Source organism: Klebsiella ornithinolytica NBRC 105727 = ATCC 31898 (assembly GCF_001598295.1).
Lineage (GTDB): Bacteria > Pseudomonadota > Gammaproteobacteria > Enterobacterales > Enterobacteriaceae > Klebsiella > Klebsiella ornithinolytica.
Window position 1 is genome coordinate 602,312 of the sequence record NZ_BCYR01000002.1, and the last position, 16,794, is coordinate 619,105.

Below are 16,794 nucleotides of genomic sequence, written 5' to 3' on the forward strand. Positions count from 1 at the left end.
TTATCTCTCTTGTTCCGGTGGCGGTTATTTCTTAAAGGAATCAGCCAGTTTCTGCGTGGCGGAGCGGAATACGCCCAGATCGCTGCCGACGGCGACAAAGGTCGCGCCCCATTCCAGATAACGACGCGCATCCGCTTCTACCGGCGCCAGAATACCGCTCGGCTTGCCGTGCTTTTTCGCGCTCGCAAAGATGTGCTGGATAGCCTGCTGGACCTGCGGGTGAGAGGCGTTGCCCAGATGTCCCAGCGCGGCGGCCAGGTCGCTTGGGCCGACAAAAATACCGTCAACGCCCGCAGTCGCGGCAATCGCATCGACATTATCCACCCCCTGCTGGCTTTCAATTTGTACCAGGAGGGTGATGTTTTGGTTCGACTGCGCGAAGTAATCCGGCACCGTGCCAAACATGTTGGCGCGGTGCGACACGGAAACGCCGCGAATTCCTTCTGGCGGATAGCGCGTGGCGGCGACAGCGTCGAGCGCTTCCTTTTCGCTTTCCACAAACGGGATCAAAAAGTTATAGAAACCAATATCCAGCAGGCGCTTAATGATCACCGGCTCGTTAGTCGGTACGCGCACAACCGGCGCGCTGACGCTGCCTTTCAGCGCCATCAACTGGGGGATAAAGGTGGAGATATCGTTCGGCGCATGTTCGCCGTCCAGCACCAGCCAGTCGAAACCGGCCAGGCCTAATACTTCTGTCGTGATGGGGCTGGCCAGGGCGGACCAGCAACCAATTTGAATCTGATGCGCCGCCAGGGCCGCCTTAAATTTGTTCGGGAAGATATCGTTATTCATCACTTATACCTTGTCACTCAACCGTTAATTATTTCTGCAGTTACACATATTGAATGTGGTCGACAATAAACGGATAGCCAATCATTGCTATCAGGCCGAACATTCAATGAAGATTAGCGCTGCGTTGAATAAGCGCATTGCACTTCATTTATTTATTTTTGGTGTGCCTCTTAATTGTTTATAAACCGATATCAGAAGCACTCGATTTACTCATCTGGCGCATAGCAAGCATGACTCAGTATAATCAGCTGGCGGTCATAGAACACCGTGCAAAAAACCCATAAAATATAATAAATAATCATTATAACTGTGCATACGCCATAATCAGTGGGCGCTGATGCACAGTTCCAGTGTTTTCCCTTGGCAGCGGTTTTGCTCCCGCGACAATGAGTGACTGGGATCACACATCCAAATCAAAACACCTGACATTCTTTGCCGAAGAAATTCGTTCATCAGAAACTGAATAGCCGTTTTATTTTATTATTCGCACCTTGCTGGAGAATACTGGACAATGGCCGACATTGAAATCAGACAGGAATCGCCGACGGCGTTTTATATAAAAGTACACCAAACGGATAATGTAGCGATTATTGTTAACGATCGAGGTTTAAAAGCCGGAACGCGTTTCCCTGACGGACTGACGCTCATCGAACATATCCCGCAAGGTCACAAAGTAGCATTGATTGATATTCCTGTACGCGGTGAAATCATCCGCTATGGCGAAGTCATTGGCTACGCGGTGCGCGACATCCCGCAGGGTAGCTGGATTGAGGAATCGCTGGTTGAACTGCCGAAAGCGCCGCCGCTGAACACGCTACCGCTGGCAAACAAAGTTCCGGAGCCTCTGCCTGCGCTGACCGGTTACACCTTTGAAGGGTATCGCAACGCCGATGGCAGCGTCGGCACCAGAAACCTGCTCGGTATCACTACCAGCGTGCACTGCGTCGCGGGCGTCGTCGACTATGTGGTGAAAATTATTGAACGAGACCTGCTGCCGAAATACCCGAATGTCGACGGTGTGGTCGGTCTCAACCACCTGTATGGCTGCGGCGTGGCGATCAACGCCCCGGCTGCCGTGATCCCTATTCGCACGATCCATAATCTGGCGCTAAACCCCAATTTCGGCGGTGAAGTCATGGTGGTTGGGCTCGGCTGTGAAAAGCTCCAGCCGGAACGCCTGCTCCAGGGCACCGAAGATGTTCAGCCCATCGCCGTCGACAGCGCCAGTATCATCCGCCTGCAGGATGAACAGCATGTCGGGTTCCAGTCAATGGTTGACGATATTTTGCAGGTAGCGGAACGGCATCTGACAAAACTGAATGCCCGCCAGCGTGAAACCTGTCCGGCCTCTGAGCTGGTGGTGGGCATGCAGTGCGGCGGCAGCGATGCCTTTTCCGGCGTGACCGCCAATCCGGCGGTGGGCTACGCTTCCGATCTGCTGGTCCGCTGCGGCGCCACCGTCATGTTCTCTGAGGTCACTGAGGTTCGCGATGCTATCCATCTGCTGACGCCGCGGGCGATCAACGAAGAAGTGGGTAAGCGTCTGCTCGAAGAGATGGCCTGGTACGATAACTACCTCGATTCAGGTCAAACCGATCGCAGCGCCAATCCCTCCCCCGGTAATAAGAAGGGCGGCCTGGCGAACGTAGTGGAAAAGGCGCTGGGTTCGATCGCCAAATCCGGCAAGAGCGCGATTGCCGAGGTCCTCTCACCAGGCCAGCGCCCAACCAAACGCGGCCTGATCTTTGCGGCTACCCCGGCCAGCGACTTTGTCTGCGGCACTCAGCAGGTTGCTTCGGGGATTACGGTTCAGGTGTTTACAACCGGGCGCGGCACGCCGTATGGTCTGGTCGCCGTGCCGGTCATCAAGATGGCAACCCGCACCGAGCTGGCAAACCGCTGGTATGACTTAATGGATATCAACGCCGGGACTATCGCCACCGGCGAAGAGACGATTGAAGAGGTTGGCCAGAAGCTGTTCGGGTTTATTCTTGATGTCGCCAGCGGCCGTAAGAAAACCTTCTCCGATCGGTGGGGCCTGTATAATCAGCTGGCGGTCTTTAACCCGGCGCCGGTGACCTGATTGCCCCTCGGGCGGCACGGTGCCAGCCGCCTGACCTCAGACCCTCTCCCCCTCGGGAAGGGGGTCTATGCCGCGTCCTGGCGCTTCACCAGTCGCACATCAATCCCGCTCTTGCGCAGCCCTTCCAGACTTTCCGTCGGAATGCCTTCATCGACAATAATCATATCAATGCGTTGCGTATCGATGATCTTATGCAGACTCGAACGATTAAATTTGGTGGAATCGGTGACGACGATAATGCGTTCCGCCACTTCACACATCCGCCGGTTCAGGCGGGCTTCATCTTCATTGTGGGTACTCACACCGCGATCGAGGTCGATGGCGTCGACGCCGAGAAAAAGCATATCGAAGTGGTAATTCAGTAAAGACTGCTCGGCCTGATCGCCATAAAACGACTGCGACTGACGGCGCAGATGTCCCCCGGTCATTAACAGTTCCACCCCTTCAGCATCCAGCAGCGCATTCGCCACATTCATCCCATTGGTCATCGCAATAATGTCCGTATGTTGATGCAACAGACGGGCGATTTCATAGGTGGTGGTCCCGGAATCGAGAATAATACGATGCCCCGGTTGAATCAGTTCTACCGCCGCCCGCGCGATGCTGCGCTTCACCGCGGTATTGAGCGAACTTTTATCTTCCACCGACGGTTCGGGAGCCGGCATTGTCCCGTCGCAGATCAGCGCGCCGCCGTAAGCGCGAACCGCAATTCCTTGTTTTTCAAGGAAGGCCAGATCGTTGCGAATCGTCACCGTCGAGACACCGTATAAAAGAGAAAGATCGTTCACCTGCACGCTTCCCTGCTGCCGTAAGCGCTGGATAATCTGCTCACGCCTTTCACTGGTGCCGCTGATGCGCTTATCTGCAGAAGAGTCGGTACCGCTCATAAGTATTCCTTTCATCAAATCTTTCGTTTCATTTCGTTTGGTCTATTAACACCTTTCTTTTAACGGAATGCAAGCCCCATAAAGGCAGAGAGCAGCGCAACGCCCCTCGCTGAAACCTTTCATTATGTTTCTTTTGTGAAACAGATCGGAAAACCATTATCTTTCGTTTTATTTTTACATCACCATGATGCAGTATTAAATGAAACAAAACGAAAGATTAATCTCATTACCATCCGAAATGGAGAGGAAAGTGAAACATCTGACAAAAATGGTGGCGCAGCATAAACAAGGTAGAGGCAACGGTATTTATGCCGTCTGTTCCGCCCATCCACTGGTACTTGAGGCCGCCATTCGTTACGCCCGGGCGCAGCAAACCCCGTTACTGATTGAAGCCACATCCAATCAGGTCGATCAGTTCGGCGGTTATACCGGCATGACGCCGGCCGATTTCCGCGGTTTTGTCCACCAGCTCGCCGACTCGCTCGATTTTCCCCAATCACAGCTGATCCTCGGCGGCGATCACCTTGGGCCCAACCGCTGGCAAACCCTGCCTGCCGCCCAGGCGATGGCGAATGCCGATGATTTAATAAAAAGCTACGTCGCCGCCGGTTTTAAGAAGATCCACCTCGATTGCAGTATGTCCTGCGAAGGTGATCCGCTGCCGTTAACCGATGACATCGTCGCTGAACGCGCCGCGCGCCTGGCCGCGGTGGCGGAAGAGACCTGCCGTGAACGTTTCGGTGAATCTGACCTGGTCTACGTCATCGGCACCGAAGTCCCCGTCCCAGGCGGGGCTCATGAAACCCTGACCGAGCTACAGGTTACGACGCCTGATGCCGCGCGTGCGACGCTGGAAGCACATCGACATGCCTTTGAGCTACGCGGGCTGACCCACATCTGGCCACGTATCATCGGATTAGTGGTCCAGCCTGGCGTCGAATTCGATCACACGCATATTATCGACTATCAACCCCAGCGAGCCGAAGCGCTTAGCGCCATGGTTGAAGACTATGACGCGCTGGTCTTTGAAGCCCACTCGACCGATTACCAGACGCCGCAGGCGCTGCGGCAGCTGGTTAAAGATCACTTTGCTATTTTGAAGGTTGGCCCGGCGCTCACCTTCGCCCTGCGTGAAGCGCTGTTCTCACTGGCGGCAATAGAGGAGGAGCTGCTGCCTGCGAAGGCCTGCTCCGGGCTGCGTCAGGTGCTGGAAAACGTGATGCTCGATCGCCCGGAATACTGGCAAAACCACTATCACGGCGATGGTCATGCGCGACGTCTGGCGCGAGGCTATAGCTATTCAGACCGCGTGCGCTACTACTGGCCGGATCGGCAAATCGATGAGGCGTTTGCCCGCCTGGTGCGTAATCTCGCGGACTGGCCGCTCCCGCTGCCGCTCCTCAGTCAGTATATGCCGCTGCAGTACATCAAAGTTCGCGAGGGCGATCTCAAGGCGGAGCCGCGAGAACTCATCCTCGATCACATTCAGGACATACTGCAGCAGTACCACGCCGCCTGTGTGGGCGTTACGTCCCATAACGCATAACAACGAAGAGGAAAACGCGATGCCAAACATTGTCTTAAGCCGTATTGATGAACGTTTGATCCACGGTCAGGTAGGTGTCCAGTGGGTCGGATTTGCGGGAGCAAACCTGGTACTGGTGGCCAATGATGAGGTTGCTGAAGACCCGGTGCAGCAAAACCTGATGGAAATGGTCCTGGCAGAAGGGATCGCCGTACGCTTCTGGTCACTGCAAAAGGTTATCGACAATATCCACCGCGCCGCCGATCGACAAAAGATTCTACTGGTCTGCAAAACGCCAGCAGATTTCTTACGCCTGGTCGAAGGCGGCGTTCCCGTCACACGTATCAACGTAGGCAATATGCACTACGCCAATGGCAAACAACACATTGCCAAAACGGTTTCTGTAGACGCTGACGATATTGCGGCGTTTAACGGCCTGAAGGCCGCCGGGGTGGAATGCTTTGTTCAGGGCGTTCCGACAGAACCCGCTTTGGATCTCTTTAAACTACTCTGAGGGATTCATAATGGAAATCAGTCTGTTGCAGGCATTTGCGTTGGGCATTCTGGCCTTTATTGCGGGCCTGGATATGTTCAATGGTTTGACACATATGCACCGTCCGGTGGTGCTCGGCCCGCTGGTTGGCCTGATTCTGGGCGATCTGCATACCGGCATTTTAACCGGCGGTACGCTGGAACTGGTCTGGATGGGGCTGGCACCGCTGGCCGGCGCTCAGCCGCCAAACGTGATTATCGGTACCATCGTCGGCACCACCTTTGCCATTACTACCGGCGTGAAACCTGACGTTGCCGTCGGTGTCGCCGTGCCCTTCGCCGTCGCAGTACAAATGGGGATCACCTTCCTGTTCTCGGTGATGTCAGGGGTGATGTCTCGCTGCGACCGTATGGCAGCGAATGCTGATACCCGCGGTATTGAACGGGTTAACTATCTGGCGCTGCTGGCGCTGGGGATTTTCTATTTTCTCTGTGCTTTTCTGCCGATCTATTTCGGCGCGGAACATGCGAAAACGGCCATTGATGTTCTACCTGAGCGCCTGATTGACGGTCTCGGCGTGGCTGGCGGCATTATGCCTGCTATCGGCTTCGCTGTTCTGCTGAAAATCATGATGAAAAACGTCTATATCCCCTATTTTATCATCGGTTTTGTCGCCGCTGCCTGGCTGAAGCTACCGGTGCTGGCCATTGCCGCCGCGGCGCTGGCAATGGCGTTAATAGACCTGCTGCGTAAATCTCCTGAACCGACTGCTTCTGCGGCACAGAAAGAGGAATTCGAAGATGGCATCTAATCAAACCACTCTGCCAGGCGTCTCCGCTCCTGAAGAGACGTTGCTTTCCGGCGTGAATGAAAACGTCTACGAAGACCAGAGTCTCGGTGCGGAGCTGACGAAAAAAGACATTAACCGCGTCGCCTGGCGGTCCATGCTTTTACAGGCCTCGTTCAACTATGAACGTATGCAGGCTTCAGGCTGGCTGTACGGTCTGCTGCCCGCGTTGAAAAAGATCCATACCAATCAACGCGACCTGGCACGAGCCATGAAAGGGCATATGGGGTTCTTCAACACCCATCCTTTTCTGGTGACTTTTGTTATCGGCATCATTCTCGCCATGGAACGTTCCAAGCAGGATGTCAACAGCATTCAGAGCACCAAAATTGCCGTGGGTGCCCCGCTCGGCGGGATTGGCGATGCAATGTTCTGGCTGACGCTACTGCCCATTTGCGGCGGGATTGGGGCCAGCCTCGCGCTACAAGGCTCTATCCTCGGCGCGGTGGTGTTTATTGTGCTGTTTAACGTGGTACATCTCGGATTGCGCTTTGGTCTTGCACACTACGCGTATCATATGGGCGTGGCGGCGATCCCTTTGATTAAAGCCAATACCAAAAAAGTCGGACACGCGGCGTCTATTGTTGGCATGACGGTCATTGGCGCGCTGGTGGCCACCTATGTCCGTCTCAGCACTACGCTGGAGATCACCGCGGGTGATGCGGTGGTGAAACTGCAAACCGATGTCATCGATAAACTGATGCCGGCGTTTCTTCCACTGGTTTATACCCTGACCATGTTCTGGCTGGTGCGTCGCGGCTGGAGTCCGCTGCGCCTCATCGCGCTCACCGTTGTGCTGGGCGTTGTGGGTAAATTCTGCCACTTCCTGTAAAAACAAAGAGGTATTCGATGTTAGGCATTATTTTGACGGGGCATGGCGGCTTTGCCAGCGGTATGGAAATGGCGATGAAACAAATTCTGGGTGAACAATCGCAGTTTATTGCCATCGACTTTCCAGAAACCTCAACCACGGCCCTGCTGACTGCGCAGCTTGAGCAGGCAGTCAACGCACTGGATGCTCAGGACGATATCGTTTTTCTGACCGATCTCCTGGGGGGAACCCCCTTTCGCGTAGCCTCGACGCTGGCAATGCAAAAAACCGGGCGCGAGGTGATTACCGGCACGAATTTGCAGCTACTGCTTGAAATGGTGCTGGAACGCGAGGGGCTGAACAGCGAAGCGTTTCGCCTGCAGGCGCTGGAATGCGGGCATCGCGGGTTAACCAGCCTGGTCGATGAACTGGCGCGCTGTCGCGAAGAAAAACCGGTTGAGGAAGGAATATGACGCAAATTCTGCGTGCCAGACGCTTGCTAACCGAGCAGGGCTGGCTTGCCGATCATCAGCTTCGGATGGAAGCGGGCGTTATCACCGCCATCGAGCCCGTTCCGGTTGGCGTCACCGCGCGCGATGCCGATCTGCTTTGCCCGGCCTACATCGATACGCATGTCCACGGCGGCGCGGGTATTGATGTGATGGACGAGGCACCGGAAGCACTCGACAGGCTGGCGATGTATAAAACTCGCGAGGGAGTGGGGGCCTGGCTCCCGACTACCGTCACCGCGCCGTTGCAGGCCATCCACGGTGCGCTGGAACGTATCGCCCGGCGCACGCTTTCCGGCGGCCCCGGCGCCCTGGTATTGGGGAGCTATCTTGAAGGCCCCTACTTTACGCCAGAGAATAAAGGCGCCCATCCACCCGAGTTGTTCCGTGAACTGGATATCGCCGAGCTGGATACGTTGATTGCTCGCTCCCGGCAAACGCTGCGGGTCGTGGCCCTGGCACCGGAAAAACCGGATGCCATACGGGCTATTCGCCATCTTAAACAGCAGGGTATCCGCGTCATGCTGGGCCATAGCGCTGCCACCTATGCACAGACCCGAGCGGCGTTTACCGCAGGCGCTGACGGGCTGGTGCATTGCTACAACGGCATGAGCGGATTACATCATCGGGAGCCTGGCATGGTCGGTGCCGGGTTAACCACCCGGCATGCATGGCTGGAACTTATCGCCGATGGTCATCATGTCCATCCTGCCGCCATGCAGCTGTGTTGCAGCTGTGCCAGAGAGAGGCTGGTCCTGATCACCGATGCGATGCAGGCAGCCGGCATGCCGGATGGCCACTATTCGTTGTGCGGCGAAGAGGTAGAAATGCGTAAGGGCATCGTACGTACCGCTTCCGGTGGCCTCGCGGGCAGCACGCTCTCTCTTGATGCCGCCGTTCGCAACATGGTTGAACAAGCAGGCGCCACGCCAGAACAGGCCATTCATATGGCATCGCTCCACCCTGCTCGTCTGTTGGGTATCGACGATCGGCTGGGATCGCTGCGGGCGGGAAAATACGCCAACGTTATTGCGCTGGATGACAGCCTGCAGCTGCAAAATATCTGGATTCAGGGACAGGCTCTCTCCCTTTAATCCTTTCGTTATGTATCACATTGGCCTTCGGCGTTGTACCGAAAGGCCTTTTCCTTTCTTTCTGAAATAACGCCAGTCTGACAATAAAAACACGTAATTTATTGTTTATCAGTCACATAAAAACATCATAACTTCAAAGATCACAGTTTTCGTTTTATTTCTAATTTCTTCCATTGAACTTTCGATTTCTTTCCTATAGATTTTATCTAACTGATTACATGAATAAGTGAAACGAAACGAAAGATAGCGACATTTTTGCCAGCGTCTGATGTGGAATTCACACGACTAAGGACTGAGTTATGCCTGAAACCTATACCGCCGCCTTTGCCTCGACTGGCACCTGGACTGAAGCAGAGATTCGTCAACAGCCCTCCTGCTGGCTTCGCTCACTCAATAACATCGACAATAATCGTGCAACGATCGACAGCTTCCTCGCCCCGCTGCTGCGCAAAAACGATCTGCGGATTGTCCTGACTGGTGCTGGCACCTCCGCCTTTATCGGCGAGATCATCGCGCCCTGGCTGTCGCGCCAGAGCGGAAAAAATATCAGCGCGATCCCAACGACGGACCTGGTCACCAACCCCATGGACTATTTTAACGCCGCACATCCGCTGCTGCTGGTCTCCTTTGCCCGCTCCGGCAATAGCCCGGAGAGCGTCGCCGCCGTTGAGCTGGCCAATCAGTTCGTACCGGAATGCTACCACCTGTCGATTACCTGTAATGAAGCCGGCAGCCTGTACCAAAATGCGGTGAACCGCGATAACGCCTTTGCGCTATTGATGCCGGCAGAAACACATGACCGCGGCTTCGCAATGACCAGCAGTATCACCACCATGATGGCAAGCTGCCTTGCGGTATTCGCGCCGGAGACGATCAACAGCAAAACCTTCCGTGACGTAGCGGATCGTTGCCAAACGATCCTCACGTCGCTGGGTGATTTTAGCGATGGGGTGTTTGGTTATGAGCCGTGGAAACGGATCGTCTATCTTGGCAGCGGCGGATTACAGGGCGCGGCTCGTGAATCGGCCCTCAAGGTCCTGGAGCTGACCGCCGGTAAGCTGGCGGCGTTTTATGACTCCCCAGTCGGCTTCCGCCACGGACCTAAATCGCTGGTGGATAATGAAACGCTGGTGGTGGTGATGGTGTCCAGCCATCCCTATACCCGCCAGTACGATCTCGATCTACTGGCCGAGCTGCGTCGCGACAACCAGGCCATGCGCGTGGTAGCAATAGCGGCCGAAAGCGACGCCGCCGTCGAAGCCGGCCCACACATCCTGTTACCGTCTTCTTCCCGCACCTTTAGCGATGTCGAGCAGGCGTTCTGCTTCCTGATGTATGCCCAGACGTTTGCGCTCGCACAATCTATCCGCGTTGGTAATACCCCGGATACCCCTTCCGCCAGCGGTACGGTTAACCGCGTGGTGCAAGGTGTTGTCATTCACCCCTGGAATGCTTGAGAGGAACGCATCATGAGTATTATTTCGACGAAATATCTCCTGCTGGATGCCCAGGCAAAAGGCTATGCGGTACCGGCATTCAACATTCATAACGCCGAGACGATCCAGGCGATCCTTGAAGTCTGCAGTGAAATGCGATCGCCGGTGATCCTCGCAGGAACGCCGGGCACGTTTAAGCACATCGCGCTGGAGGAGATCTATGCGCTATGCAGCGCTTACTCCACTACCTACGACATGCCGCTGGCGCTGCATCTCGATCATCACGAATCGCTGGAAGATATTACCCGTAAAGTAAATGCCGGCGTTCGTAGCGCCATGATCGATGGTAGCCATTTCCCGTTTGCAGAGAATGTCCGGCTGGTGAAATCGGTCGTGGATTTTTGCCATGCCCGTGATTGCAGCGTCGAAGCAGAACTCGGACGCCTGGGCGGCGTGGAAGATGATATGAGCGTTGATGCTGAAAGCGCTTTTCTGACCGATCCGCAGGAGGCAAAGCGTTTTGTTGAATTGACCGGAGTCGACAGTCTTGCGGTAGCAATTGGCACCGCCCACGGGCTCTACAGCAAAACGCCAAAAATTGACTTCCAGCGTCTGGCGGAAATCCGCGAGGTCGTGGACGTACCGCTGGTGCTGCACGGCGCAAGCGACGTACCTGACGATTACGTTCGCCGCACCATCGAACTGGGGGTATGTAAAGTCAACGTCGCCACCGAGCTAAAAATCGCCTTCGCCGCGGCGGTCAAAAAATGGTTCGCCGAAAATCCGCAGGGTAACGATCCTCGCTACTACATGCGCGTCGGTATGGATGCCATGAAAGAGGTGGTCAGACACAAAATCACCGTCTGCGGCTCAGCCAGCCGTCTACTGCTCCCCGCTGAAGCCTGATCGCTTTCGCAGGCGGTCATGATACGCCTCTGTCCCACAGCGTTATTCACGACAGGATAACGCTGATAAAACGAAAACAAAGGACCTCTGCCCCATGAAAAAAGCGCTCAATGTTTCGTTGCTCGCCCTGTTTATTTCACAAAGTGCCTTTGCGGCGAACTATGCACTGAATAACGACAATATGGCTTTCTCATTCGATGATGCCAGTTCGGCTGTGGTGGTTAAAGATACGCATTCCGGCCATCAGCTGTCGCCCCAGGAACCATTCTTTCTGACGCTACCGGATGAGACCGTTATCCATACGGCTGATTTTAAAATCAGCCACGTTGAGAAAAAAGAGAATACGCTGGTGGTGGAGTACGTCCATCCCGATTTCAACGTGACCATGACGCTGAACCTGCTGAAAGGCAAGTACGCCAGTATCGATTACACCATTGCCGCCGTTGGCAAAGCGCAGAATGTCGCGAAAATCACCTTCTTCCCGACCAAAAAACAGGCGCAGGCCCCTTATGTCGATGGCGCAATTAACAGTTCGCCGATTATTGCCGACACGTTTTTCATGTTGCCGAATAAGCCTGTCGTCAATACTTATGCCTATGAAGGCACCACCAATCTCAACGTCGAACTGAAAACGCCCGTCCAGCCAGAAACACCGGTGAGCTATACCACCTGGTTTGGCACCGTGGCGGAAACCAGCCAGCTGCGCCGCAGTGTTAACCAGTTTATCGATGCCGTTCGCCCACGCCCTTATAAACCCTACCTCCACTACAATAGCTGGATGGACATCGGCTTCTTTACCACCTACACCGAGCAGGATGTGCTGGGGCGTATGGATGAATGGAATAAGGCGTTTATTACCGGCCGCGGCGTACCTCTCGATGCTTTCCTGCTGGATGATGGCTGGGACGATCGTACCGGCAGATGGTTATTTGGCCCGGCATTCAGTCAGGGTTTCGGCAAGGTCAGGGAGAAAGCGGACAGCCTGCATAGTTCCGTCGGTTTATGGCTCTCACCGTGGGGCGGCTACAATAAACCGCGCGATATTCGCGTCTCTCATGCCAAAGAGTATGGTTTTGAAACGGTCGACGGTAAATTTGCGCTCTCAGGGCCTCGTTATTTCAAGAACTTCAATGAACAGATCGCCAGCCTGATTAAGAACGAACACATCACCTCCTTCAAACTGGACGGCATGGGCAATGCCAACTCACATATTGAGGGTAGCCCGTTTGCTTCCGATTTTGATGCCTCTATCGCCCTGCTACACAACATGCGTAGCGCAAACCCGAACCTGTTTATCAACCTGACGACCGGCACCGATGCCAGCCCGTCATGGCTGTTCTACGCTGATTCGATCTGGCGTCAGGGCGATGATATCAATCTGTACGGTCCCGGAACGCCGGTACAGCAGTGGATGACCTATCGCGACGCGGAAACCTGGCGCTCAATCGTAAGAAAGGGGCCATTATTCCCACTTAATTCCTTGATGTATCATGGTATTGTCAGTGCAGAGAATGCCTATTATGGACTGGAGAAAGTGCAGAGCGACGGCGATTTTGCCGATCAGGTGTGGAGCTATTTCGCGACGGGGACCCAGCTACAGGAGCTGTACATCACGCCGTCCATGTTGAACAAAGCCAAGTGGGACGTTCTGGCAGAGGCCGCAAAATGGTCGCGTGAAAATGCCCACGTGCTGGTGGATACACACTGGGTCGGCGGCGATCCGACGGCGCTTGAGGTGTATGGCTGGGCCTCCTGGAGCAAAGACAAGGCGATACTGGGACTGCGTAACCCTTCCGATAAACCGCAAAGTTACTACCTGAATCTGAAAAAAGAGTTTGAAATTCCTCAGGGCGAAGCAACCCGGTTTACTCTGACCGCTCGCTACGGCAATAACCCAACGGTTCCGGAGCATTATCAGGACGCCGTGGTTATTACGCTACAGCCGCTACAAACGCTGGTTTTTGAAGCCACGCCGATCAAATAAGATAAATGGCCCGGGGTTCCCGGGCCTGTCTCTTATCCCTGCTGCTCCAGCGCATATTTATACAGCGCATTTTTCTTCACGCCGTGAATTTCCGCGGCCAGCGCAGCGGCTTTTTTCAGCGGTAGCTCCGCCTGCAGCAGAGCCAGCGTACGCAGCGCGTCTGCGGGCAGGGCTTCTTCCTGCGCTTTAAACCCTTCGACGATCAGTACCATCTCGCCTTTACGCCGGTTCTCATCCTCTTTCACCCACGCCAGCAGTTCGCCAATTGGCGCGCCGTGAATGGATTCCCAGGTTTTGGTCAGCTCACGCGCCAGCACCACGTAGCGGGACTCTCCCAGCACCGTGCAGATATCTTCCAGGCTTTCCAGTAAACGGTGAGTTGATTCGTAAAAGATCAGCGTACGCGGCTCTTCTTCCAGCGCCTTCAGCGTATCGCGACGCCCTTTTGATTTTGCCGGCAGGAATCCTTCGTAGCAGAAACGATCGGAAGGCAGGCCTGCCGCGCTGAGCGCAGCAATGGCGGCACAGGGGCCCGGAAGCGGCACCACGCGGATATTGGCCTCGCGACAAGCCCGTACCAGGTGATAGCCCGGATCGTTGATCAGCGGAGTCCCGGCGTCAGACACCAGCGCAATGTTCTGCCCGTCTTTTAATTTCGCCAGAAGTGTTTCAGCTTTTTGCTGTTCATTATGGTCGTGCAGCGCAAATAAACGGGCGTTAATCGCAAAATGCTGGAGCAGCAAACCGGTGTGGCGGGTATCTTCCGCGGCAACTAAATCAACGGCTTGTAATACTTCCAGGGCACGCTGCGTGATATCAGACAGATTTCCGATCGGAGTGGGCACAATATAGAGCTGCCCCTGAGAATTATCTGCTGATTCGTGTTGTTTCATTGTCTCGTCCGTATTGCCGAATTAATATTGAGCATTGAGCCAAAAAAATATCACTGGATACATATGGTACCGTCAACATTTCTTCGTTCTAAACCCGCGCGTTGTCTGCCCGTACTGCTGGCTGCTTTGATCTTCGCTGGCTGCGGCACCCATACCCCGGATCAAAGCACGGCGTTTTTACAGGGTACGGCACAGGCAGATTCCAGTTACTACCTACAGCAAATGCAGCAAAGCTCGAATGATAGCAAGACCAACTGGCAATTACTCGCCATTCGTGCACTGTTACAGGAAGGCAAAAAGCAGCAGGCCATCGACCTGTTCAACCAGCTGCCCTCTAATCTCAACGGTACCCAGGCCCGCGAGCAATCTCTGCTGGCCGTCGAAGTGAAGCTGGCACAGAACGATTTCCAGGGCGCTCAGGCGCTGCTGAGCAAGCTCGATCCGGCAAGCTTCGAGACGAATCAGCAGCCGCGATACTGGCAGGCGCAGATTGATGCCAGCCAGGGCCGTCCGTCAATTACGCTGCTACGTGCCCTGATCGCCCAGCAGCCGCTGCTGAGTCAGCCGAAACAACAGCAGCAGAATATCGACGCGACCTGGAAAGCGCTCACCTCAATGACCCAGGATCAGGCTAACGCGCTGATCATCAATGCCGATGAGAACGTCCTGCAGGGATGGCTGGATCTGCAACGCATGTGGTTTGACAACCGTAACGATCCCACCCTGCTCAAAGCCGGCGTGAAAGACTGGCAAACCCGCTATCCGCAGAACCCTGGCGCGAAAATGCTGCCAACGGCGCTGGTGAATATGCAAAATTATAAACCGGCCTCAACCAATAAGATCGCCCTCCTGCTGCCGCTCAACGGCCAGGCCGCCGTCTTCGGTCGTACCATCCAGCAGGGTTTTGAAGCGGCGAAAAATGGCGCGCCGACCGTCACCGGAAACGCCGTTCCTGCCCAGGTTGCGCAGGCCGCCAGTGTCGCCAGCAGCGACGTCGTGAGCCCTTCACAGGCCGAAGTGGGTGACCTGACCTCAACCAATACCGCGCCGGTCCCTGTACAGGCGCCAGAGGCCGATCGGGCGCCGGCTCCGGTCACTGCGCCGACCGCCACTCAGGCTGCCGCGGTGCCGGAGCAGTCAGCCACCAGCGACGCCACCGCCACAACCGCGCAACCTGCGGCCAGCGCACCGCAGACCCAGCCGGTTGCCACCACCCCGGCCAACCCTTCGGCTGAACTGAAAATTTACGACACCACCACGCAACCAATGAGTCAGCTGCTCGCGCAGGTACAGCAGGATGGCGCCACCCTCGTCGTCGGCCCGCTGCTCAAAGATAACGTCGAGGATGTCATCAAGAGCAATACCTCGCTCAACGTACTGGCGCTGAATCAGCCGGAGAAAGTCGAAAATCGCGCCAATATTTGCTATTTCGCCCTCTCCCCGGAAGATGAGGCCCGTGACGCGGCGCGCCATATTCACGATCAGGGCAAACAAACGCCGCTGCTGCTGGCGCCTCGCGGCGCGCTCGGCGATCGCGTGGTGAACGCCTTCGCCAACGAGTGGTTAAAACTGGGTGGCGGAACCGTCCTGCAGCAGCGCTTTGGTTCCGCTTCTGAGCTGAAATCCAGCGTCAACAGCGGTATCTCTCTGAGCGGTACGCCCGTTTCTACGCTGCCGTCAGCGTCTGACAGCAGCCTCGGCAACCCGGAAGATGTCCCGGTCAGCAGTAGCGGTGGCGTCGACGCCGCCTGGATCCTGGCGACGCCGGAACAGATTGCCTATATCAAACCGATGATCGCCCTGCGCAACGGCAGCCAGAGCAATGTCACCCTGTACGCCAGCTCTCGTAGCGCCCAGGGCACTGCCGGTCCGGATTTCCGCCTGGAGATGGAAGGTTTGCAGTATAGTGAGATCCCGATGCTGGCCGGCAGCAACCCGGCGCTGATGCAGCAGGCGCTCTCCGCCGTGCGCAACGATTACTCACTGGCTCGCCTGTATGCAATGGGCGCGGATGCCTGGTCTCTGGCTAACCATTTCGCCCAGATGCGCCAGACGCCGGGCTTCGAGCTGAACGGTAACACCGGCGATCTGACGGCCACGCAGGACTGCGTGATCAACAGGAAATTGTCATGGCTCAAGTACCAACACGGACAGATCGTCGCAGCCAACTAACCAAACAGACCGGAGATGCCTGGGAAAACCAGGCTCGCCGGTGGCTGGAAAGCCGGGGGCTGCATTTTATCGCCGCCAACGCCCGCGAGCGGGGCGGTGAGATTGACCTCATCATGCGCGATGGCGCGGTAACCGTTTTTGTGGAAGTGCGCTATCGGCGCAGCGCAAGCTACGGGGATGCCGCCTCCAGCGTCACGCAAAAAAAACAACAAAGACTCCTCCAGGCTGCTCGCCTGTGGCTCTCCCGGCAGAATGGGAGCTTTGACACTGTGGATTGCCGTTTCGATGTGGTAGCCTTCACCGGAAACGACATCCAATGGCTGAGAAACGCCTTTGGCGAATAGCGTAAATGAATTAAG

Annotated in this window: 15 protein-coding genes; 12 read left to right on the top strand and 3 right to left on the bottom strand. The window is 55.6% G+C overall.

All coding sequences use genetic code 11. The features are described 5' to 3' along the window. Positions 1-24 precede the first annotated feature (24 nt). Positions 25-795 (bottom strand): 2-dehydro-3-deoxyglucarate aldolase, encoded by a 771-nt coding sequence (gene garL, locus ROR01S_RS06830; RefSeq protein WP_004867979.1) that lies wholly within the window; start codon positions 793-795, stop codon positions 25-27. A 511-nt stretch (positions 796-1,306) separates the two neighbouring features. On the opposite strand from garL, the gene garD reads away from it, so the two are divergent. Further along, entirely contained in the window at positions 1,307-2,878 is a 1,572-nt protein-coding gene (garD, locus tag ROR01S_RS06835; RefSeq protein WP_064359240.1) for a galactarate dehydratase, read from the top strand. 65 nt (positions 2,879-2,943) lie between these two features. Here garD and ROR01S_RS06840 read toward each other — a convergent pair whose 3' ends face one another. Next, a complete protein-coding gene (locus ROR01S_RS06840; RefSeq protein WP_004867990.1) occupies positions 2,944-3,765 on the bottom strand; it encodes a DeoR family transcriptional regulator in 822 nt (273 codons plus the stop codon). Between the two features lie 238 nt (positions 3,766-4,003). Here ROR01S_RS06840 and kbaZ point away from each other — a divergent pair, with 238 nt between their 5' ends. The 9 genes from kbaZ (at position 4,004) to ROR01S_RS06885 (ending at position 13,370) form a co-directional block, all read left to right on the top strand. Further along, positions 4,004-5,311, top strand: a complete 1,308-nt coding sequence (kbaZ, locus tag ROR01S_RS06845) for a tagatose-bisphosphate aldolase subunit KbaZ (RefSeq protein WP_054828885.1) — start codon at positions 4,004-4,006, stop codon at positions 5,309-5,311. 19 nt (positions 5,312-5,330) lie between these two features. After that, positions 5,331-5,804 carry a PTS N-acetylgalactosamine transporter subunit IIB gene (gene agaV, locus ROR01S_RS06850; RefSeq protein WP_015585677.1) on the top strand — a complete coding sequence of 158 codons (474 nt, stop codon included), beginning with the start codon at positions 5,331-5,333 and terminating at the stop codon, positions 5,802-5,804. Positions 5,805-5,814: 10 nt separating this feature from the next. Next, positions 5,815-6,594: a PTS N-acetylgalactosamine transporter subunit IIC gene (gene agaW / locus ROR01S_RS06855; RefSeq protein ID WP_015585676.1), complete on the top strand. Its 780-nt coding sequence runs from the start codon at positions 5,815-5,817 to the stop codon at positions 6,592-6,594. Next, the gene (gene agaE, locus ROR01S_RS06860) at positions 6,584-7,462 is read left to right on the top strand and encodes a PTS N-acetylgalactosamine transporter subunit IID (RefSeq protein ID WP_064359241.1); all 879 of its coding nucleotides are present in this window, start codon (positions 6,584-6,586) and stop codon (positions 7,460-7,462) included. The genes agaW and agaE overlap by 11 nt, the downstream gene beginning before the upstream one ends. Positions 7,463-7,479: 17 nt before the next feature. Beyond that, positions 7,480-7,914: a PTS galactosamine/N-acetylgalactosamine transporter subunit IIA gene (gene agaF, locus ROR01S_RS06865; RefSeq protein WP_015585674.1), complete on the top strand. Its 435-nt coding sequence runs from the start codon at positions 7,480-7,482 to the stop codon at positions 7,912-7,914. Then, a complete protein-coding gene (gene nagA, locus ROR01S_RS06870; RefSeq protein WP_064359242.1) occupies positions 7,911-9,044 on the top strand; it encodes an N-acetylglucosamine-6-phosphate deacetylase in 1,134 nt (377 codons plus the stop codon). Before agaF ends, nagA begins: the two co-directional genes overlap by 4 nt. A gap of 299 nt (positions 9,045-9,343) precedes the next feature. Beyond that, positions 9,344-10,501 (top strand): AgaS family sugar isomerase, encoded by a 1,158-nt coding sequence (locus ROR01S_RS06875; protein WP_048023316.1) that lies wholly within the window; start codon positions 9,344-9,346, stop codon positions 10,499-10,501. A gap of 12 nt (positions 10,502-10,513) precedes the next feature. Next, a complete protein-coding gene (gene kbaY, locus ROR01S_RS06880; RefSeq protein WP_048023314.1) occupies positions 10,514-11,386 on the top strand; it encodes a tagatose-bisphosphate aldolase subunit KbaY in 873 nt (290 codons plus the stop codon). Between the two features lie 94 nt (positions 11,387-11,480). After that, complete coding sequence (locus ROR01S_RS06885) at positions 11,481-13,370, top strand: alpha-galactosidase (RefSeq protein WP_015585670.1); 1,890 nt, start codon at positions 11,481-11,483, stop codon at positions 13,368-13,370. A 32-nt stretch (positions 13,371-13,402) separates the two neighbouring features. On the opposite strand, the gene rsmI is transcribed toward ROR01S_RS06885, so the two are convergent. Then, a complete protein-coding gene (gene rsmI / locus ROR01S_RS06890) occupies positions 13,403-14,263 on the bottom strand; it encodes a 16S rRNA (cytidine(1402)-2'-O)-methyltransferase (protein ID WP_015585669.1) in 861 nt (286 codons plus the stop codon). Positions 14,264-14,326: 63 nt separating this feature from the next. Between rsmI and ROR01S_RS06895 the strand changes: the two genes are divergently transcribed. Further along, complete coding sequence (locus ROR01S_RS06895; RefSeq protein WP_048023312.1) at positions 14,327-16,435, top strand: penicillin-binding protein activator; 2,109 nt, start codon at positions 14,327-14,329, stop codon at positions 16,433-16,435. Next, on the top strand, positions 16,393-16,779 hold the full coding sequence (locus tag ROR01S_RS06900; protein WP_004868021.1) for a YraN family protein: 387 nt from the start codon (positions 16,393-16,395) through the stop codon (positions 16,777-16,779). The genes ROR01S_RS06895 and ROR01S_RS06900 overlap by 43 nt, the downstream gene beginning before the upstream one ends. The last annotated feature ends 15 nt before the right edge of the window (positions 16,780-16,794 follow it).